General features: G+C 59.3%; 23 protein-coding genes. 19 read left to right on the top strand and 4 right to left on the bottom strand.

What is annotated here, in order from left to right; translation table 11 throughout:
* Positions 1–123: 123 nt before the first annotated feature.
* Entirely contained in the window at positions 124–2,940 is a 2,817-nt protein-coding gene (locus AC07OV_RS06710) for an ATP-binding protein (RefSeq protein ID WP_495091851.1), read from the bottom strand.
* Between the two features lie 574 nt (positions 2,941–3,514).
* Between AC07OV_RS06710 and AC07OV_RS06705 the strand changes: the two genes are divergently transcribed.
* The 10 genes from AC07OV_RS06705 (at position 3,515) to AC07OV_RS06660 (ending at position 10,578) form a co-directional block, all read left to right on the top strand.
* On the top strand, positions 3,515–3,787 hold the full coding sequence (locus AC07OV_RS06705) for a BufA1 family periplasmic bufferin-type metallophore (protein WP_495091850.1): 273 nt from the start codon (positions 3,515–3,517) through the stop codon (positions 3,785–3,787).
* Positions 3,784–4,221 carry a DoxX family protein gene (locus AC07OV_RS06700; protein WP_176995412.1) on the top strand — a complete coding sequence of 146 codons (438 nt, stop codon included), beginning with the start codon at positions 3,784–3,786 and terminating at the stop codon, positions 4,219–4,221. The genes AC07OV_RS06705 and AC07OV_RS06700 overlap by 4 nt, the downstream gene beginning before the upstream one ends.
* 12 nt (positions 4,222–4,233) lie before the next feature.
* A complete protein-coding gene (locus tag AC07OV_RS06695) occupies positions 4,234–4,995 on the top strand; it encodes an alpha/beta fold hydrolase (RefSeq protein ID WP_176995413.1) in 762 nt (253 codons plus the stop codon).
* 27 nt (positions 4,996–5,022) lie between these two features.
* The gene (bufA2, locus tag AC07OV_RS06690) at positions 5,023–5,295 is read left to right on the top strand and encodes a BufA2 family periplasmic bufferin-type metallophore (protein ID WP_176995414.1); all 273 of its coding nucleotides are present in this window, start codon (positions 5,023–5,025) and stop codon (positions 5,293–5,295) included.
* Between the two features lie 134 nt (positions 5,296–5,429).
* On the top strand, positions 5,430–6,254 hold the full coding sequence (gene bufB, locus AC07OV_RS06685; RefSeq protein WP_495091849.1) for an MNIO family bufferin maturase: 825 nt from the start codon (positions 5,430–5,432) through the stop codon (positions 6,252–6,254).
* A complete protein-coding gene (locus tag AC07OV_RS06680; RefSeq protein ID WP_495091848.1) occupies positions 6,251–7,000 on the top strand; it encodes an HvfC/BufC family peptide modification chaperone in 750 nt (249 codons plus the stop codon). The genes bufB and AC07OV_RS06680 overlap by 4 nt, the downstream gene beginning before the upstream one ends.
* Complete coding sequence (locus AC07OV_RS06675) at positions 6,993–7,445, top strand: alpha/beta fold hydrolase (protein ID WP_495091847.1); 453 nt, start codon at positions 6,993–6,995, stop codon at positions 7,443–7,445. Before AC07OV_RS06680 ends, AC07OV_RS06675 begins: the two co-directional genes overlap by 8 nt.
* Positions 7,446–7,531: 86 nt before the next feature.
* Positions 7,532–8,896 carry an MFS transporter gene (locus AC07OV_RS06670; RefSeq protein WP_495091846.1) on the top strand — a complete coding sequence of 455 codons (1,365 nt, stop codon included), beginning with the start codon at positions 7,532–7,534 and terminating at the stop codon, positions 8,894–8,896.
* A gap of 70 nt (positions 8,897–8,966) precedes the next feature.
* A complete protein-coding gene (locus AC07OV_RS06665) occupies positions 8,967–10,094 on the top strand; it encodes an MFS transporter (RefSeq protein WP_494999130.1) in 1,128 nt (375 codons plus the stop codon).
* Between the two features lie 16 nt (positions 10,095–10,110).
* Complete coding sequence (locus AC07OV_RS06660) at positions 10,111–10,578, top strand: MEKHLA domain-containing protein (protein ID WP_457407879.1); 468 nt, start codon at positions 10,111–10,113, stop codon at positions 10,576–10,578.
* Here AC07OV_RS06660 and AC07OV_RS06655 read toward each other — a convergent pair.
* Positions 10,575–11,096 (bottom strand): DUF3087 domain-containing protein, encoded by a 522-nt coding sequence (locus AC07OV_RS06655; protein WP_176995420.1) that lies wholly within the window; start codon positions 11,094–11,096, stop codon positions 10,575–10,577. The genes AC07OV_RS06660 and AC07OV_RS06655 overlap by 4 nt on opposite strands.
* Positions 11,097–11,219: 123 nt before the next feature.
* On the opposite strand from AC07OV_RS06655, the gene AC07OV_RS06650 reads away from it, so the two are divergent.
* From AC07OV_RS06650 to AC07OV_RS06610, 9 genes are all read left to right on the top strand, one after another.
* The gene (locus AC07OV_RS06650) at positions 11,220–11,396 is read left to right on the top strand and encodes a hypothetical protein (protein WP_495091845.1); all 177 of its coding nucleotides are present in this window, start codon (positions 11,220–11,222) and stop codon (positions 11,394–11,396) included.
* A gap of 14 nt (positions 11,397–11,410) precedes the next feature.
* Entirely contained in the window at positions 11,411–11,608 is a 198-nt protein-coding gene (locus tag AC07OV_RS06645; protein ID WP_176995422.1) for a DUF6021 family protein, read from the top strand.
* Positions 11,609–12,068: 460 nt separating this feature from the next.
* The gene (locus AC07OV_RS06640; protein ID WP_494999134.1) at positions 12,069–13,967 is read left to right on the top strand and encodes an MAC/perforin domain-containing protein; all 1,899 of its coding nucleotides are present in this window, start codon (positions 12,069–12,071) and stop codon (positions 13,965–13,967) included.
* Between the two features lie 42 nt (positions 13,968–14,009).
* Positions 14,010–14,210, top strand: coding sequence for a hypothetical protein (locus AC07OV_RS06635; RefSeq protein ID WP_176995424.1), 201 nt, complete (start codon positions 14,010–14,012; stop codon positions 14,208–14,210).
* Between the two features lie 391 nt (positions 14,211–14,601).
* Positions 14,602–14,781, top strand: a complete 180-nt coding sequence (locus AC07OV_RS06630) for a hypothetical protein (protein WP_495091844.1) — start codon at positions 14,602–14,604, stop codon at positions 14,779–14,781.
* 63 nt (positions 14,782–14,844) lie between these two features.
* The gene (locus tag AC07OV_RS06625) at positions 14,845–15,216 is read left to right on the top strand and encodes a hypothetical protein (protein ID WP_495091843.1); all 372 of its coding nucleotides are present in this window, start codon (positions 14,845–14,847) and stop codon (positions 15,214–15,216) included.
* A gap of 164 nt (positions 15,217–15,380) precedes the next feature.
* Positions 15,381–15,683: a DUF7660 family protein gene (locus AC07OV_RS06620; protein WP_495091842.1), complete on the top strand. Its 303-nt coding sequence runs from the start codon at positions 15,381–15,383 to the stop codon at positions 15,681–15,683.
* A 107-nt stretch (positions 15,684–15,790) separates the two neighbouring features.
* Complete coding sequence (locus AC07OV_RS06615; protein WP_495091841.1) at positions 15,791–16,135, top strand: hypothetical protein; 345 nt, start codon at positions 15,791–15,793, stop codon at positions 16,133–16,135.
* 775 nt (positions 16,136–16,910) lie between these two features.
* On the top strand, positions 16,911–17,864 hold the full coding sequence (locus tag AC07OV_RS06610; protein WP_495091840.1) for a restriction endonuclease: 954 nt from the start codon (positions 16,911–16,913) through the stop codon (positions 17,862–17,864).
* Positions 17,865–18,095: 231 nt separating this feature from the next.
* On the opposite strand, the gene AC07OV_RS06605 is transcribed toward AC07OV_RS06610, so the two are convergent.
* Both AC07OV_RS06605 and AC07OV_RS06600 read right to left on the bottom strand, forming a co-directional pair.
* Positions 18,096–18,494 (bottom strand): GIY-YIG nuclease family protein, encoded by a 399-nt coding sequence (locus tag AC07OV_RS06605; RefSeq protein ID WP_495091839.1) that lies wholly within the window; start codon positions 18,492–18,494, stop codon positions 18,096–18,098.
* A gap of 137 nt (positions 18,495–18,631) precedes the next feature.
* Positions 18,632–19,489 carry a hypothetical protein gene (locus AC07OV_RS06600; protein ID WP_495091838.1) on the bottom strand — a complete coding sequence of 286 codons (858 nt, stop codon included), beginning with the start codon at positions 19,487–19,489 and terminating at the stop codon, positions 18,632–18,634.
* Between the last annotated feature and the right edge of the window lie 68 nt (positions 19,490–19,557).

The following is a 19,557-nucleotide window of genomic DNA, read 5'->3' as shown; positions in this document are numbered from 1 at the left end:
CCGAGTGTTGGGGCAAGAGCCCTTTTGGTTACTTTTGGGGCTCTTTTCCAAAAGTGACCCGCCGTAAGGGCGGAACCAATATCAGCCTCCACTCAAATAACGGATATGTACTCAGCCAACCCCTCAGCGATGCTGAAACCTGGGCAACGAAGCAATCCGCAATTTAGGCTCCTGCAACCGCGCCAAATCCGCCGCAATCTGCGCCCGCCAAAAATGCGCCCCCGCCAACTGCGCATCCACCCACGCCTGGCGCAACAACACCTTGGCCTTATCCACCGACCCATACTGCGCCTGACGCAACGTCAACTGCGCCTTGATCCGCAGCATCTGCGGCACAAACCAACGCTCCTGGCGGCCCACCGCCAATTGCAGCGTGTCCTCCAGCACCTCCAGCGCCAGCTTCTCCAGGCCCAGGCGTGCCAGGCCCAACGCGTATTCACAGCGCAACAGGCTATAGAGCTGGCTGTCCCCCTGGCCCTGCAACTGCTGCAACGCCTCGCCCAGTTGCGGCACGCCTTCTTCCGGCGACCCCTGGCGAATCAGCAGAATGCTCTCGAAGCACAAGCGAAACTGCCGCCAAATGTGCAGGTCCTGACGCGTGGTGCTGTCTTGCAGCAAGCTCAAATAATGCCGCGCCTTGGGCAGATTAGAGGCCAGCAACGCCAGCGGAATCGCCCCCAGGCACAGGGTGTACCAGAGCGTCGCCGGATGATCGAGGGAGATGGCTTCGTCCACACAGGTGCCGATCAAACGCAGCGCCGGGTCGACGTCGCCTTCGAGCAACATCACCTTGGCCTTCAGGCAGCGCGCCGCGATGCGTTGGTCGAAATGCACGTCGATGATGTGCGAGCGCGGCGCTGACGGCGAGCCGAGGGCTTCGTCGATGTTCTGCCGTGCGCCCGCCAGGTCGCCCATGTGGAACAGCGCCACGGCGCGCATGCGTTTGCCCAGCAGGTGCTGGTTGCCGCTGCTGTTGAGGGCGATGTAGCGCTCGGCCAGCTCCAGGGCTTCGGTGTACTGGTTGCAGCCGCAGCGGTCGGTCCACAGGCCCCACAAGGCGCGCAGTTTATGCTCGGCGTCGCCGAGGTCGCGGGCATCTTCGCGCACTTGGCGCCAGGCTTCGCGCATGGGCCCGCCGGTGCCGTAGGTGAGCATCAGCACACTGGCCAGAGCGGTCTGCAGCAGCATGCGCTGGCGCAGTGGCAACGGCGCTATGGCGTTGCTCGCCAGGCCTTTTTCCACCCAGGTGCGGCATTCGCTGACCAGCGACAGGCGCAGCCACAACGGTACGCCGCCCAGGGTCAGTTCGATGCCCAGGGGCAGGTCGCCGGCCAGCGAGAACGCCCAGTCGAGGGCCGAGCGGATGGTGTTGATTTCGGGCCCGTAGAGCGCCAGCCAGGTTTCCGGCGAGAGGCCGTCGAGGGTCTGTCCGGCTTCCTGCAACACGCCCAGGGCGTAGCGCGCATGGCGCTGGGCGGTGAAGTGGGTTTCGCCGTGCTCGGTGAGTTTTTCCTGGGCGTAGGCGCGGGTGGTTTCCAGCAGGCGGTAGCGCTTGAGCAGCTGCGATTCGCCGGCGATCAGCAGGGACTTGTCCATCAGGCTTTCGAGCAGCGGCAAGGCGTTGCGTGGGTCGAGGCTGCTGCTGGCGGTCATGGCCTTGACCGCGTCGAGGGTGAACGAACCGGTGAACACCGCCAGTTGGCGCAGCATCGCCTGTTCGTCGCTGCTGAGCATGGCGTAGGTCCAGTCCAGCGTGGCGCTCAGGGTGCGGTGGCGGGCGAGGGCGGTGCGCCGGGCGGTCATCTGCAGGCGAAAGCTGCCGTCGAGCAGCCCGACCAAATCCTGAATGCCAAAGGTGCGCACGCGGGCGGCGGCGATCTCGATGGCCAGCGCATTGCTGTCGAGCTTGCGGCAGATGGCGCTGACCGCCGCCACGTCGGCGTCGTGGAACACGAAATCGGGGTCGAGGGCGCGCACGCGTTCCACGAACAGGCGCACGCCGGACCAGGCCAGGGCTTCGCCGGCACTCAGGCGCGCATGTTCGTCCGGCACTTGCAGCGGCGCCAGGTCGTGCACCCGTTCGCCGTCGGCGCGCAGGGGCTCGCGGCTGGTGGTCAGCACGCAGCAGTGGGGCGCGTGGCGCAGCAGGCTTTCCACGGCAGTGGCGGTGGCGGGCAGCACGTGTTCGCAGTTGTCGAGCACCAGCAGCAAGCGGCGTTCGGCGAGGGTGGCGGTGATGCTGTGCAGCGGGTCGTCGCTGATGGTCTGAATGCCCAAGGCGCTGGCGAGCATGCCGGCCACCCATTGCCCGCTGGTGGCGGGCGCCAGGTCGACGAAGCAGGTGGCGAGGTCGGCGTCGCTGGCCAGTCGCTGCGCCACGGCCATGGCCACGGTGGTCTTGCCGATGCCACCGGGGCCGGTGATGGTCACGAAACGCTGGCTCACCACCTGGTCGGCCAGGTTGGCGATCAAGCCATCGCGGCCGATCACTTCGGCGCAAGGCGTCGGCAGGGCGCTTTCTTCGACCCGCACGTAGGGCACCGGCAAGGCGTCTTCACTGGCGGTTTGCAGCGTTACCGGTGCTACAAAACGATAACCCCGGCCCGGTACGGTAACGATGTAGCTGAAGTTGCCGTCGTCACCCAAGGCCCGGCGCAGGGCGACGATCTGCGCACGCAGGTTGCATTCCTCCACCACCACTTTGGGCCAGGCAAAGGAGATCAGTTCGGATTTCTCCAGCAGTTCGCCGGCGCGGGTAGCCAGGGCGATCAGCAGGTACAGGGCACGGCTGCCGAGGGTGACGGGCTCGCCGTTGCGCAGCAATACATGCTGACGTGCCAGTAACAGGAAGGGGCCAAAGCCAATGGCGCTCTCGGCGGGTGCCGGGGCCAGGGGGTCTGCGTCCATACAGGACACTGCGTGGTTCTTGCTCGAGCTCATCAATTCGTCCTTTTTATAGTCGGGCTTGTTATTGGCGATCAGGCCATTCGCCCTTTTGGGTGCAGATGTGCAGCAGCAGTCTTGGAAAGTTGATGTCGATCAAAAAGTCGGAAGGCCGCCCTCCTTTGGGGCATGGTCGTTTTTATAGGCGTTTCACGGAGCGTGTTTCAGGGGATGAGACTGTCTCAGAGCTGAAACATTTTATTACCAGAAACATGGATAAAGCAGAATGTATGCCAGTTGGCATGTAACAAAGATGACAACAACCGCATGAAATTTATGGTGATTTTTGCGGTCGTCGAACGCGCACAAGCGGCTGCGTTCGGAAAGGCGAATATTTCTAATTGTGTCGTTCGGGATGCCGAATAAAACGGCGGTGGTTTGGCGTCTGTTATTTGGCTGTGTATCGAACTGTATCCACGCCCCATCCTGATACACCGGCATGACGTTCTATCGCGTTCGCGACACAGACCGGATACACGCCTGGCTTTAACTCTGTTCACCAGCCGGCGCAGGCGGTCAACCACCGCCACACGCGCCCTGGCCACACTCAGTCAAGCCAGGAGATACACCGATGAAGCGTCCTTACGCCGCCATTGCGGCCACCCTTGCCCTGTCCCTCAGCGCCTTCGCCGCCGTGGCCCATGCCGATGAGGCCAAACCCCAAGAGAAATGCTTTGGCGTGTCCCTCGCCGGGGCTAACGACTGCGCAGCCGGCAAAGGCACCTCGTGCGCCGGCACCGCCACCGCCGACTACCAGGGCAACGCCTGGGTGCTGGTGGACAAAGGCACCTGCACCCAGATCAAGACCCCCAAAGGCTTCGGCAGCCTGACGGAGCAGCCATGAGCCGAGCGGCCCCGGCGGTGCTGATCCAGCGCCTGCTGCCCGAAGCGTTGCTGTTGCTGGTGGCGCGGCTGGGGATCGCGGCGGTGTTCTTTCTGTCGGGGCGCACCAAGGTCACGGGTTTCCTGAACCTCAAGCCGTCGACCTACACGCTGTTCCGCTCGGAATACGCCTTGCCGCTGATCCCGCCCGACTGGGCCGCGCACCTGGCGACCTATGCCGAGCACCTGTTCCCGCTGTTGCTGGTGCTGGGCCTGCTGACCCGCCCGGCGGCGGCCGCGCTGCTGGGCATGACCCTGGTGATCGAGGTGTTCGTGTACCCCGACGCCTGGCCGGTGCACCTGACGTGGGCCGGCTTGTTATTGCCGTTGCTGGCCTACGGCGGCGGTGCCTGGTCCCTGGACCGCCTGATCTCAGGCAAACGTTCCCAACTGTGATGGAGAGTTCCAATGCGTATGCTTTCTTCCCTGGCCATTGCCATGGCCCTGACGGTTCCAATGTTCGCCCAGGCAGCCGATGCCCCACAGCCCGGCGCCGGTAAAAGCGTGGTGATCGTGCCCGGTTCGTTTGTCGACGGCTCCGGCTGGCGCGTGGTGCACGACATCCTGATTCACAAGGGCTACAAGGTCACCGTGGTGCACCAAGGCCACGAAAACCTCGCCGCTGACGTGGCCGAAGCCCGCGAAGTGCTGGAGCAGCAAGTCGGCCCGGTGGTGCTGGTGGGCCACAGTTCCGGTGGCGGGGTGATCTCGATTGCCGGCGACCGCGACAAGGTCAAGGCGCTGGTCTACGTCTCGGCGCTGCAACCGGAAGTGGGCGAGAACATGGCCCAGTTGATCGGCTCCATGCCGTCGCCCAGCGATGACATCAAGCCGAGCCGCGACGGCCACCTGTTCTTCGACCGCACCAAATTCAACGCCGACTTTGCGGCCGACCTGACCACCAACCGCACCGACTTCATGGCCGCCTCCCAAGTGCCGGCCACCACCGCGCTGTTCGGCGGCACCGTGTGGGCCGCGGCCTGGCACAAGAAGCCGACCTACGCCGTGGTGTCCACCGAAGACCGTGCCCTGAGCCCCGACCTGCAACGCTGGATGTACAAGCGCGCCGGTTCCAAGGTCACCGAAATCAAGGCCAGCCACTCGGTGTACATCTCCCAGCCTGAGGCTGTGGCGAAGGTCATCGAAGACGCGGCATCCGTCATCAAGTAATTCACCCACCCCCCTGGAGAAACACCCATGAACACTGCACTCAAATCCCGCCTGAGCCTCGCTGCCGCTGCTGCAATGATCGCCATGGCGTCTGCCTCGTTCGCCACTGCCGCCAGCGCCGCCGACCAGGCGGAAAAACCCGGGCGTTGCTACGGCGTCAACACCTGCAAGGGCACCAGCCTGTGCGCCACAGCCAAGAACGATTGCAAGGGCCTCAACAGCTGCAAGGGCGAAGGCGTGATCGTCAAGACCCCGTCCGAATGCCTCAAGGCGGGCGGCACGCTGACTGAACCCAAGTAACGCCTCACCCCTCCTGTGGGAGCGGGCTTGCCCGCGAAGGTCGTCAACGATGACGCGAGCGTTCAGAAAGTACGCGGCGTTGTCAGGATTTTCGCGAGCAAGCTTGCTTCTACAGGTTTAACGGAGAACCTCGTATGTCCGCATCCAACCCCCCCTTTTCCGGCTACGGCCTGGGGCTGCGCAAGGAGCACTATTGCGACTTCCTGGAAACCTCGGTGCCCGTAGATTTCGTCGAAGTGATCTCCGAGAACTTCATGGTCGCAGGCGGCCAGCCCCGGCATATCCTGCGCCAGGTGCGCGAGCGTTACCCGGTGGCGCTGCATGGGGTGTCCATGTCCATCGGTACCGCGGAAGGGCTGGACACCGATTATTTGCAGCGCCTCAAGTCGCTGGTGGACGAGGTGGAACCGCTGTTCGTCTCCGACCACCTGAGCTGGTCGCGCAGTGCGGGTTTCAATGCCCATGACCTGTTGCCCGTGCCCTATACCGACGAAGCCCTTGACCGAGTCTGCGCCAATATTCATCAGGCCCAGGACGTGCTGGGCCGCACGATGCTGTTTGAAAACCCGTCGAGCTACCTGGCGTTCGATGGCGCGTCCATGAGTGAGTGGGAATTCATCGCCGCCATGGCCAAGCGCACCGGGTGTGAACTGTTGCTGGACGTCAACAACGTGTTCGTCAGTGCCAGCAACCACGGTTTTGATGCCTTGGCGTTTTTGGACGGTATCCCGGCCGAGCGCGTGCGCCAGGTGCATTTGGCCGGGCATAGCCAGGGCCGCGAGCTGTTGATCGACAGCCATGACAGTCCGGTGTGCGCCGGGGTCTGGGAACTGTATGCCGAGGCCATGACCCGGCTCGGTCCCGTAGCCACCATGATTGAACGCGATGATGAGATTCCACCGCTGACCGAGCTGCTGCGTGAATTGTCGATGGCACGGGCGTTGGGAGCGCAGCGATGAACCTGGCGGAACTGCAACAGGTCTTCAGCCGCTGGTTGGTGAACGCGTCCGATGAGTCAGCGCAGCTACTCGGCAATAACGTCGCAGGCCTGGCGGTGTACCAGAACAACTACCGCGCCCAGTTGGTGGGCTGCCTGGAGCAGGCGTTTCCCCACCTGCGCCGGTGGGTCGGCGAGGAGGCGTTTTTGGCGGCGAGCATCACCCATATCGACAGCCACCCACCCCATGCCTGGACCCTGGACGCCTACCCGGAAGGCTTCTACGCCACCTTGAAAGAGGTGTTCCCGCGTAACCCCGATGTGCATGAGCTGGCCTGGATCGAATCGGCCCTGAATGAGGCGTTCGTGGCCGCCGACGCCGAGCCACTCGCCATGCAAGTGCTGGCCGAGCTGGATTGGGACGCGGCCGTGCTGAGCCTGACCCCGTCCCTGCGTTGCCATGGGCTGACGACGAATGCCGAGGCGATCTGGTCGGCGCTGTGGCAGGAAACGCAGGCGCCCGAAGCGGTGATGCTGGAGCAGGCCGGTGGCCTGTTGGTGTGGCGTCGCCAATTCACCTCGCGCCTGCGCCAGGTGGATGCGCTGGAACTGGCGGCGCTGCAACAAGTGCAGGCCGACGGCAGTTTTGCCGGGCTGTGCGAGTTCTTGGTGGAACACCTGGGCGAAGAAGCCGGCGTGATGCGCGCAGGCGAATACCTGGCCACGTGGCTGGGCAGTGAATTGATTGTGGGGGTGAGGGATGTTTGATCGTCGAGGTTTTATGCTGCTGGCGGCAGTAGCGGTGTGCGCGCCGGCGTTTGCCGTGCAAACGGTCAGCACCGATGACCAGGAGATTCGCTATGAGCGCTTCGGGCCGGAGGAGGGGCACGCGATTATTTTGCTGGCAGCCGACACCCAGGTGTTTGCAGCCGTCACTGGGCCTTTGGCGGCCCAAGGGTTTCGGGTGATCGTGCCGTACCTGCGTGACAGCGATGATGGGACACTCGGCCAGGATGTGCTGGAATTGATGAACGCCCTGCATATTCCCGAGGCCGTCCTGGCGGGCGTGGAGCAGGGCGCGCGGGTGGCGGCCAAGGCGGCCACGTTGAAGCCCACCCGCTGCGTGGGGCTGGTCACGCTGAACACGCCACCCCAGCCCGGGTTTGCCGACGCGGTGGCGCTGATGGCGAAGACCGGGCATTGGCGAACATGAAAATATTGACAGCCAGGCAATAGGCCACTGAAAAAAATCCCGTCTGCCCGTACTCTAGAGGCCTTCGTCACCTGTGTGGATTGTTCATGTCTTCTGTCGCCGATGGGTTGCCCTCCAATAAACGCTTGCCGGCTGTGATCGCCCTGTCTTTGGGGATCGGCATGGCAACCCTGGACACGGCGATCGTCAACACGGCGCTGCCAACGCTGGCCGAGGGCATCGGCACCGATTCGGCCTCGGTGATCTGGGTGGTCAATGCCTACCAACTGGCGATTATCGCCACGGTGCTGCCGTTTGCGTCCTTGAGTGATGTGCTGGGGCACCGTCGGGTGTACCTCGGCGGGTTGCTGCTGTTTATCGTGTCGTCACTGTTTTGCGGGCTGGCCGGCTCGCTGCTGACCCTGGCTGCTGCACGAGTCGCACAAGGCCTGGGCGCGGCGGCGCTGATGAGCGTCAACACCGCGCTGCTGCGGCACATCTACCCGTCGAAGATGCTGGGGCGCGGCCTGGGCTACAACTCGCTGGTGGTGGGGCTGGCGTTCACGTTGGGGCCGACCGCTGCGTCGGCGATTCTGTCGGTGGCGACCTGGCACTGGTTGTACCTGATCAACGTGCCCCTGGGCCTGCTCGCATTGGGCCTGGGCCTGCGCTCATTGCCGGTGCTGCCATTGACCGGCCACGCGTTCGACCGCTTTGCCGCCGTGTTGTGTGCCGGGTTGTTTGCCTTGCTGGTGCTGGGCCTGGGCACGGCGGTGCATGGCGCGCAAGGTGCCTTGACCCTGGGCCTGATTGCGGTGGCGCTGGTGTGTGGCGCCTTGTTGCTGCGCCGTGAGGCCGGGCACCCGGCGCCGATGTTGGCGGTGGACCTGTTCAAGCGTCCGGTGTTTGCCCTGTCGTCCCTCACGGCGATCTGCGCATTCAGTGCCCAGGGTCTGGCGTTTGTCTCGCTGCCATTCCTGTTGCAGGCAGTGCTGGGCCATAGCCAGGTGGAAACCGGTTTTCTGATGACGCCCTGGCCGGCGGTGGTGGCGGTGATGGCCCTGGTGGCGGGGCGCCTAGCGGACCGCGTGTCCCTCGGCGTGCTGTGCGGCATCGGCCTGTTGATGCTGAGCGTGGGCATGGCTGCACTGGCGACCCTGGGCAGCGGCGCGTCAGCGTTTGATATCGGCTGGCGCATGGCGTTGTGCGGTGCCGGTTTCGGGTTCTTCCAGTCACCCAACCTCAAGGCGATCATGACCAGCGCACCCTTGGCCCGCAGCGGCGGGGCCAGCGGCATCGTGGCGATTTCGCGGTTGCTGGGGCAAACGTTGGGGGCCTCGCTGGTGGCGTTCTGTTTCCATTTGTCCCTGGGCAGTGGCCCGCAATACGCGCTGTGGCTGGGCTGCGGGTTTGCCTTGGTCGGCGCGGTGGCGAGCATCTTGCGCTTGTTGCCGTATGACAAAAAGGCGTGATTGAGCGTTGTAAAACACCGTTCAGGGCAGCTACCGTGGCGACCTGAATATTTCGGGATGTTTCAGATTTATGTCCAGCCTGGCCCAACGCACTGCTGATGTGTCTTCCCGCCGCGCCGCGCTGACCCTGGCTTTATGCTTGCCCAGTGACGTGTTGCTCTACCTGCTGCTGCCGATGGAATCCCAGGCGTTCGGCATCACCCTGGCCCAGGCCGGGGTGCTGCTGGCGGCCAACCGCCTGGTGCGGATTTTCGGCTACCGGCATGTCCTCAACTTTTACGCGCGCAACGGTGACCGCCTCACCTGCATGATCGCCGCAGGTGCCGCGACCGTGTGTGCCCTGGGCAACTCGATGCTCTCGGGCTTCGCGGCGCTGCTCTGCCTGCGTTTGATCTGGGGTCTGTGTTTTGCCGCGTTGAACCTGTCGACCCAAGTACTGGCCACCTCAGAACCCGCAGGCGCGGCGCGCCGGGCAGGGCGCTCGCGGGCCATGATCGCGCTGGGGCCGATGCTCGCATTGCCCTTGGGCGGCTGGCTGACACTGTGGGCGGGGCCGCGTCCGATCTTCGCGATTCTGGCCGGCTGCTGCCTGCTGGGGCTGTGGGCGGCCCACGGCCTGCCGCGCACCGGGCATGATCTGCACAGCACCGGGCGGCGCTTCAAATGGCCGGACAGCGTGGCAACCTGGTCGTTTATCGAAGGCGTGGCGCTGGATGGGCTGTTCATTTTTGGTCTGTCGATCCAGGCGCAGAAGATTTTGGGCGGCAACGCGGTGCTGATCGCCGGTGGCCTGATGGCCCTACGGTATGCCTCGGAAATGCTCCTGAGCCCCCTCGGTGGCCGGGCCGCGCAACGCTTTGGTGCCACCTCGATGCTGTTGCTGTTTTCATTCCTGAGTGCCCTGGCCCTGACCGCGTTTGGCAGCTACTGGGTGATCGTCGGCGCGGCGGCGGTGCTGGTGTTGCGAGCCCTGCAACTGCCGCTGGTGACCACCCTGGTGGCCGAGCGCAACCCGGGTTCGATGCGGGTTTCTGCCTTGGCGTCCAACGCGGTGTGGCGCGACGTGGGCGCGGGGCTCGGGCCGCTGCTGGCCGGTTTGTTGCTGCCGGTGGCGTCGGCCCCCTGGGTATTCGGACTGGCAGGCGCCGCGATCGCACTGAGCGCGGTGTTCTGCTGGCGGGCAAAGGTTTCCCACTGACGATGTGAGGTTGTGTGTGTCCCTTCAAGAAAACTTCGTAAGCGTGCTGGATGAGGCGTATCGACACTGGACCGGCCAGGGACTGCCGGCCCCCGAGCACCTGGACCCGCAACAACGCCTGGCCTGGCTGCACGCTGAGGCGCCCTACAGCCTGCTGGCCCATGACGGCGCCGCCGACCCGCTGTTTACCTACGTCAACGCCTGCGCGCTGAGCTGCTTCAAGTACCCGCGTGAAGACTTCATCGGCATGCCGTCGCGCTTCAGCGCCTCGGAACTCGACCGCGCTGCACGCCAGGTGCTGCTGGAGCAGGTCACTGCCAATGGTATTGCCGACGGATACAGCGGCTGGCGGGTGGACGCGCAGGGTGAGCCGTTCATGATCCACGCCGGGGTAGTGTGGACGTTGCTCGATAACGCCGGCCAACCCTGCGGGCAGGCCGCGCTGTTCTGGCCGGATGAGCAGCGCATCGGCGTGCTCGCTTAAGCGCTTTTAAAGCGTTCCAGCCAGGCGGGGTCGAACCGGGTTTGCTCGGTGTCGATCCCCAGCGCCTGTAGCTTCGCCTTATGCGCTTCAAGCTCGCCCACCAACTGCGCCTGGGCGCTGGAATTGGCATCCAGCGCATGCATCTGCGTGAGCCCCAGGTGATAGAAACGCAGCACCTTGAGGGCGGTCGGGTCGTTGGCTTGTACGCCCTCGGTGACCCGGTGCATCACGTTGGTGATGCTCATCAGGCTGCGCTTGAGCTGCCAGCCATACAACGCCGGCGCCAGCCATGGCTGGTTCCACAGCGGGCCACGCACCAGCGCGACGGTGACCAGCACGCCAGCAAACACACCCCCCACATTGAAGCGGAAGTTGTCACCCCCGGGCTCCCCAAACAGCATCACCGCCAGGCTCGACAGCAGCATGGCCAGGGCCACGAACACCACGGCGATGATCAGCGTGCTGCGGCGGGTGAGTTGGCGGTAGGTGGCGGGATCGCAGGGTTTGAGTTCGAACATCCGGTTCAGCTCTCCAGGAGGGGCAGGGCGGCATCTTCTCATGCTTGCGCAAAAGAGTTGAACGATGGTTCGCGGGGCTTTCTCTAAAACGGTGTAGGCCACCCACTTGAAAGGTGAACAGTCATGCCCGAATACAAACAGCCGCCGCCTGGCACGCCCAACCCTGACCGCACACCCGGCGAAGAGGAGCGCGACAACGATGCGCTACGCCCCAATGACCCGGCGGAGCGTCAGGACAACGATGTGGAACAGGTAGAAGAGGACCTGGAAAACCTTCACGACAAGGCACGTCCGCGTTAAATCAGGAGACCACCATGAGCCATCCCCCGAAAGGCCCACGTTCGGACGAACATCGCAGTGGCGAAGATGAACTGGGCTTCGACCCGGACTCGCCGGATTTGGAAGACCCGCAGGTTGACCCCATAGGTCCGGCGATTGCGCCGTTGGACAAGGAGAAAGCGCCGGCGCAGAAACCGCGGCCCTATGATCCTTTGGGTGATCTGAAGCCATGACGGTAGCGGCTCGCCATTGCTGGGGAGCGGAGGGGACAGATGGATCGAAGCTCATCTGTTCCAACTCCAAGTCGAGTCGCTTCAACACGAACGCTTGCCTTTGAAAGTGAAGGTCCTGTTTCGGGCCATCGCTGGAACCGTGCTCATTCAGTCAAAGTCGCTGATCAGCACATCGTCTCGCACATCGCAGCCAGAGCAGAAGCGGCTGTGTACGCGCTCCTGCCCCTGAACGCTTAGCCACTGCGCCTGGATAAAGTCCTCTGGCGAAGCCCAGTCCTCGCCCCATCGGGGCTCACTTCTTTCCCATCGTCGCGTCTGATACCGAACTGATACCGAAGTGATCCCGCCATGGCCTGGCGCCATGAGTGCCACCGCCGCCATATTGACTCGCCCCAATAAGGCCAACGCCAAACTCGATAACACAATGATCAATTAACCCACTACTGGGCAGGAGCGAGCCATGAATGGCGAAATAGACACAGCCAACGTCATCAAAACTGCGGATTACAAGGAGCTCAACGGCGATCTCGGCCATGGTCGAAACCGCCTCAGCGCAGCCCAGCCACCGAAAGAACGCGTATTTGATCCGGCATCCGGCGCTGGCATCCAGCGGCACACAGACACACGTCGCGAAGATTACTCATCATTCTACAAATCGATTCTGGATTACCGTCGCGAAACTAAGCTCGAATTCAATACGACTGCCAGCTATGGCAAATTTTCCGCCGAATTTCACTTCAACTTTGAAAGTAAATACACCTCCCACCAAGACAACACGGCCGCCGTGCGGACCCTGCGCCTGGTCTTCGGCGGCGCGAAGCTCGACGCGGTCTCGGCCGCGGTGCTTTCGTCCAAGTTCAGCGCAGAAGTCGACCGCCTGCCTACACTGTTTAACCACGAAGAAGCGCATAAATTCTACAGGTTCTTCGACATGTTCGGGACCGACGTGGTGACCTCGATCGCTCTGGGCGGCAATCTGTACTTCCAGGTCCTGGTGCAGAAATCCAAAGTGACGGAGCTCGAAAAGATCAAGGTCGAGCTGGAGGCCGAGTACGGCAGCTTCTTCAAGGCTGACGGTTCGCTTGATGATACGGTCGAGCGCAGGCAGTACATCGAGAGCCGTGAAGCCTCAGTCACCACTGAGGGCGGCAACAACAACATCTTCTCCGACGCCATCTTCACGAAGCCGGCGAGGTATGCCGAAAAGACGAACGATTGGGTGACTTCCGTCGGGAAAAAACCAGTCGTCGTCGGACGGGAATTCAAGCCGGTCTACGCTTTCATTGCCGACGACAAGCGACGCATCGCGGCACAGAAGGCCTTGGACCACTATCTGGGCCGCTACCTGAACGTCCATTCGACCTGGGCTTACTCCAGCTTGACCGTCGGCAACATGACACAGCAAAAATCGGCCGCCGGTGCCGTCGGCAGGCCCGGTATCAAGGTACGCGTGATCGACCGCAAGACGCTGGAGGGACGGGAAGAGTATTTCACGGCCCCCGCTATCGGTAGCGCCGTACCCGAGATCAACCAGTTCTGGAATACGTTCGAGTCCGGTGTCGAATCCATGGGACTCGAGGGCGCAATCGTACTGCTGGCGACGGAATTTTGGCCACGGGAAAGTCGCTACAGCCCGCCGGATCACATCATCGATTTCCTCAGGCATAAATGCGGCGGCTCGGAGGCGACCCTGCATCGCTGGCGCGATGATTCCCTTCGCTGCGTGCCATGCCCCTATGCCGGCGCCAGCTATGGGCTGATCGGCTACGGCAGGGGCACCTTCCAGGACAAGGGTGGCGATGCCTACGTGATCGGCTTCGGCAATCCGGGTGAAACGCTGCGGCTGGAGCTTCAGATTTCCGCTGACCTCCATACCGATGAAGACGGTACGGCGAAGGTCACTTGCAACGATATCTTCCAGGGGGAAGCGATCCGTTTCCTGAAGTTCCGCAGCGAACATTGGAGCACCTGGCAGATCGCCGCCGACCCTCAGGTTCCGGGGCGCGTCATATTGGAAAACGACAGTGCGGGTGATGCCAGCAAGGCACTGTGGTACGCGCAGCCGGTACCGCCAAAATACGGCTTTCAACCTTTCTACTTGATCAACGCCCAGACCTGCGGCGTTCTGCAATGGGACAGTGGCGGAGCGGCCGAAGAGAAGGAGGCCGTGCTGCGCCCGTTCGCCCCCAATCTCGACATCAACCTGTGGCACCTGGGCTACCCTTTTATTGTGTGCCTGTCTTACAACCCGAGCTGGGACCTGCGTGCCTTTGGAGATCGGCGCGTGAAAGTGGCGCCCTACCGGGGCAGGGACACAGAACTGCGTTGGTCGCCAAGTGAAGTCAGTCGTGTGCTCTGACCCCTGTTTGCTCCGTCCTCCTATTTGAAAAGGAATATTAAAATGGCTAAGGGATACCAGTCGTTTCTGCAGAAATCGACCCGCATTACCTACTGCAGCAAAGAGAAATATGCCAATCACGAGCTCTCTGCCGTATGGGTGGCTGATGCATTGAAGCACTTCAAGATCGAGGCCTCGGACACCAAGGACTACAAATACCCTCTCGACAGCCAGCCGGCCCGAGCCACGATCTGGCCGACCTGACCGCAAGCGCTCCAGGTGCTGTAAAGGACGCAGACGGCCAGCCACTTCGTCGACAGACGGGGGTGTCAACAGCCGGCTCTTGATGGCTAATGCCAGTCAGCTTGACTGACTGGCATTAGCCGCTGCGAGAACTGCGGCGATGATCTGCACTGTGTTTATCCGTTCACTAATCGCCGCGCCAATCGTATGAAAAACCCAAACCTGCCAGTCGCCACAGGCAGAAACTCACCCAAAGCGCGCATTTGACAGTCAGTACTCGATAACTGACTTTTCACTGTGGTTCCCACTCTGACCATAAACAACGGCGGCCAATGCGGGCCATTCACCTCAGCCTGACTCGTCCACGTTGCTTCGCATTCTTCACGCACCCGCTTCAAAAAGGTCACAGGAAATGAGATCAGTAGAAAACAATCCTCCACAGCTCACGCGTATTCCGCTCGCCGCCATCGGCGCCTTGCTTGGCGTTGTTTTCAGCCCCTCGCGCAAGGTGTTCAAGGCGCTGGTGGCGTTTGCGTGGGTGGTGGTTGGGATAGGGGTGAATTTGGCGATTCTTGCTGTGATGGTCACGTAAGCGTCCCCGGTGGTCACTCGCGAATTGCTCCCTCAGTTCCTTCAATTACAGGTGAGCCCGCCTATGATTTTGAACCCCGTCATCACCGCTCATTTGGTCGCTGAAGTCAGGGAACTAGCGGCGTCACCGCGTTGGCAATATCCAGACACTCCGGGGGCGGCGCAAATAGTCGAGTTGAGCGCGCGCCTCTGTTCTCCAACGATGTACAGAGCCTTTCGGGATACTCCTGAAGGCAATTACCTGTTGTACGTGATCGAGGCATATGAGCACGCTATGAATGATGATTGGCTACCCTTTGAAATTATGGGTCTTGGGCTTGAACAGGCCCAAGAGTTTATTGCTCAGGTGGCAAAGGAGTTGGAGTTGGGGTCGACAGATCACCTCATTCCAAAGCTCAGGGCTGTTTATTCAGCGCTGTCTGGTCGTGAATCGTGACGGGAGGCTTCTGTCCATTAACGGCATTTCCCGAACGGACGCTTTCGGCCAGAAGCAGTCGCTCCGCATCACATCCCCAGCCTGACAGCCTGGACAGCCGAGTTGACCGTTCACGATGCAGTGCAGCAGCATGTGGTCAATCATTAAGTGCGTCTAGGAAACCTATGTATTGCCCTGTAGATCTTCATGAATTGCTGGCGCACGTCAGAGATGAACCGTCGTTCATACGATTTATCAAAGCCCTCGGTGTAGATTTCGCCAGCGGACGTTTGATTGAAAAGACATCGCCTTCATCGGCCCATGGGCCAAGTGCTCTAGGCTGGGAAAATGTGTCTATTGACGCGTTTTTCGATGCGGCAGCTTCGTGGGCAGACGCCAGTTCCCAACTTGCTCAAGAGGATAGGTCGACACCCAATGTTTGGCATCGCTGTGCGGCCATTTTGCTGGCTGGGAAGTATTATGAGTGACACGGGTACGACATACGCAACGTGGAAGGGAACCGCGGAAGGGAGGTTGCCCAAGAACCAACGCAATAAGCTTCTGCTTGAAGCCGAAGCCTACGGTTTAACGTTGAATGACCTTGCTGCCACCTGCGAGGAATTCGGCGTGGCCCCCCCGCGATCTGCTGAACGAGCTATCCATAGCGGTTGCTGACGACTACTTGGCAGGGACTTTGACTTACGAGTTCTGCGATGGCGTCATGAACGGGCTCATCGCTGCCATCGTTGATGTGGGCATGACCAATGACATGCCGCAGCCTGCTTTCTCGCTTTTTCAGGCCTTTGATCAGGGGGAGTGGGAGCGCCATGATGATCCGCCGGAGACTGATGCGATCGAGAAATATGTGAAGTCGCTGGTTGTGCAGATAGTCCGTGAGTTTCAGGGTGGTAGCGGATATCGGCCAGAAGCAGATCTTTAAGCTGGAAAAAATGAATCCTTGGAATATCTTCCCGCTTTGAGAGTTGTCTACGCACTTGAACACTCTCTGGGCTGGTAAGCAGAGCTGGGAAATCAACTCGTCCCATCTTCAAAAGTAGGTGCAAATGATGGCTCCCTTCGTTCTTCAGGACTTTGACGTTGGATGGATCGCTACCGACGCCCTCGGACAGGTCGCGCTCTTCACTACAGGTGGCCCCGGACCAGTTCCTGATTCCGCGATACCCTCCGTCGAAAACTCCGAAGAATTTGTCCTTTCCTTGCCGAAAGTGTCCGATGTAGATCAGGCCACTGCCCGGGCTGGTGCAAACGCTTTCGTTGAATTTGCTAAACGTGGGTTCTTTGCTTACGACTGGTCGGACGTTCATCGCGATTCATGCCAGGCGTTGAGGGGGTATGAGCTGCAATACCGTCCCCAGAATCCACTGAAACTATTCGATTTGCCTGCCCCATTACGGACATTGGCTGAGGTTACCCGGCTATCTCACGTGATCTTCGGAGCATCCATCATAGTGATAGGTGATCAGGTTTCTTAGTATTTATTTGGCGATTAAGGACCGCTTTATTGGGGCGGAAGCATTCAGTTGCGTACGGCAGCAATCGGCCAATAGCTGCCCGTCTCAAAGGATCGCTGCTGGCTAGGTGTTATCAGTCGATGGGATCAGTCCCGAACGAGACCTTGAGATCTATAGTAAGTAGCATACAGCCCACAAATGGCGCCTTCCTCCAACCCAAACCCACAGCAGCCGCGAATTGACATGGCAAGAGCAAAAAGAGAAAAACCAGTTTTTGATACAACCAATATTAGCCTTGAAGAGTGGCTTTCCATGGTTTTCACTTACAAAGAAAAGAGAAAATATAGATTCATAGATTTTCGCTTTCCAACGGACTCCCATGCAGCCGAATATCTTGCCTCCGCTGAATTAAGATCGGAGGTTGAAACTAAGCATCTAATACGCTCGTTCTTGATCCCCCCTGGGGTGCAGGGACATGATCATCAATTTTTTCACCATTGGGTAGATAATGGTGATCTTCTCCAAATGATTGATAAAAACGAGTATGCTCGTCGTCTTTTCAGAAATGAAGGTTGGGAAGGTTTGACTTGGATTTTAGATCTCCTTCCCGATTGGCCTCAACACGCTATTGACGCATTGGACGCGTTCATACGAGCGCATACACTCTACCTCTCCGATGACCGTATATGGGGCCTGAGTGATGCAATTTCGATAATTCGCCACAAATATCTACTTTCATCTAATCCTCGCGACATACTAAACGATGTTTCTTCAAGGGATTTTGAATTTCTCATCGCGGCCTTGTTTAGAAAGCAGAAATATCAAGCAAAAGTCACAAAGCAGTCACGGGATGGAGGGGCTGACATAATATGCAGTTCACTCGATACCCCCATAAAACAAAGGTTACTGATTGAGTGCAAGCACCACACTGGCACAATCGGCGTTGAGGTGATTCGTAAGCTGGCAGGAGTTGTGAGCGAAACCGGAGCCACGAGCGGCTGGGTTGTAACCTCTAGTAAATTTAGCTCACCAGCGGTGGAGTTTGCTAGTACTACAGGGAGGATTCAGCTCCTAGATTACAAGGCATTGAACCTTAAATTCAACGAGTATTTTGGTGCACGATGGAGTGAGCGCTTACCATCTCTAATTAGCGCGGAGCAGCGAAATCAAGCCAAGCATACCGCTAAAGTAAGTTGAAAGCGGTTGGCACGTGATCGGGTAGCTTCCAGCCAAATGCGGACGTTCGATTTCGTTAGCTAACGACCCGAAGAAAAAGGTGAAATTCGTCCGCCGCATTGGAAACCGAATCTAATGACATCATGTTAGGCACCTCCAAACCCTTAGCCTATCTTTTTTCATCATCAGAGAAAAGGGGACTGATTTATCTCTGGAACGCTGATATATAAAATGAATCAGCCCCTTTTCTTCTTAGCTACAGAACATGGCCTGGATTTCCCGCGATCCTGGTTTTGAGTTATGCGGGGGCTTAAGTGCGATAATAAGAAGGCATTCAAACGCAAGTCTATCGGTTTCATTGCTGATTTGTATGAAACGAACAGTTTTCCAAATATTCCACCATGGCTTTCTTTTATGTGGGGAAGTCTCATCATGTTGTCTTAGCTTGATACGTCGGCCGGCTTGCCCAACATAGAGAGCTTTCCCATCCTCACTGAAATACGCATACACCGCACCTTTCCCATTATCCCCTAGCTTACCTCTCTCAAAATAAGTTTTGCGATCCTTAGGCTCTGTGTTCGAATAAAAAAGATTTTCGGCCTCGCTTGAAGCGTCTTCAATTGCTTGCCGGAGTTTTTCGAAGATTGGCATATGTTCAGCTACCTAACACGACCGTCACAAGATTAAATTAGCACGCTCGGAGGAGCACGAGCGGTTAACTGAGAAAGAAAGGGGACTGATTTATTTCTCAATTTTCTGCTTGAAGACAAATCAGTCCCATTTTCTACTTATAGTTGCTGCACCATGATCGGTGGGAAATGACCTTCGCGCTTCCAGTCAGCGATCAAGTCACGTTCGGTGATCGACAGGTTATCGTCCAAAGCTTCCCGCGGAATAATAAACTCCTCATCATTTATAACAATGTAAATATCCATACCTTCCCAGTCTGGTGTTTTCAATTCAGCGATAGGAAAGCGAAGAGTGTCGCCGCAGGTTTTATATGGCGGATTCATGACGACCTGTCGCATACTTCTCCGCATCTTAATGCCGGATGAGGGGCGTTCAAGTACGCCGCCGAATTCATCACTGAATTGCGTGATACCAGCCATGATATTTCCGTACAATGAGCGCATGAGGCCTAGGAAATAATTCCCTTTGCCCATATCTCCTTTTATGTACATTACTATGGCGGTGTGGAAGCTCGTGAACGAATCGTGCGATATCTTTAGGGAGAAGTGATGCTTGCCATGCGCGTAGTCCACACTGATAATTTCGTTTGTAACAGTGAAAGATGACTGATTATGGACAAGCGCATTTCTGATGACCTTCGCTACTCGATAGAGTTGGCGCAGGATGAGGTTGAAGTCTCCTAGAGCCGGGAGAGTCTCGCACTTTTCTCGATAGCCTTTCCCTTCTAATTCAGGATATGTGGAGTCCACATGAAAGTCTAGAAGCGCAAATAGAATCAAAAACTTCATTTGTGGATTCTGCTCGATGCTCACTCGCCGCCCCTGTATGAGAGAGGTGCGCGAGTGGCTCGTGCTGTTGCCGTCTTCATCCAGTGTGATGTGGCGGATTTGTGGGTATCGCACATGCATCCCAGCGTCTTCCAGCAGCATCAACGTGTGGTATATGAAATTGCTCATACCTTCTCCTTGGGCAATCTGTTTCAAAGGCTAGTGCAAGAAGACTCTCGCCGGAATGCAGCACTCAA

The organism is Pseudomonas sp. GW821-FHT09A09 (genome assembly GCF_059418405.1).
The sequence above is the reverse complement of the archived record's forward strand: the minus strand, read 5'-3'. Positions and strand labels throughout refer to the sequence as shown.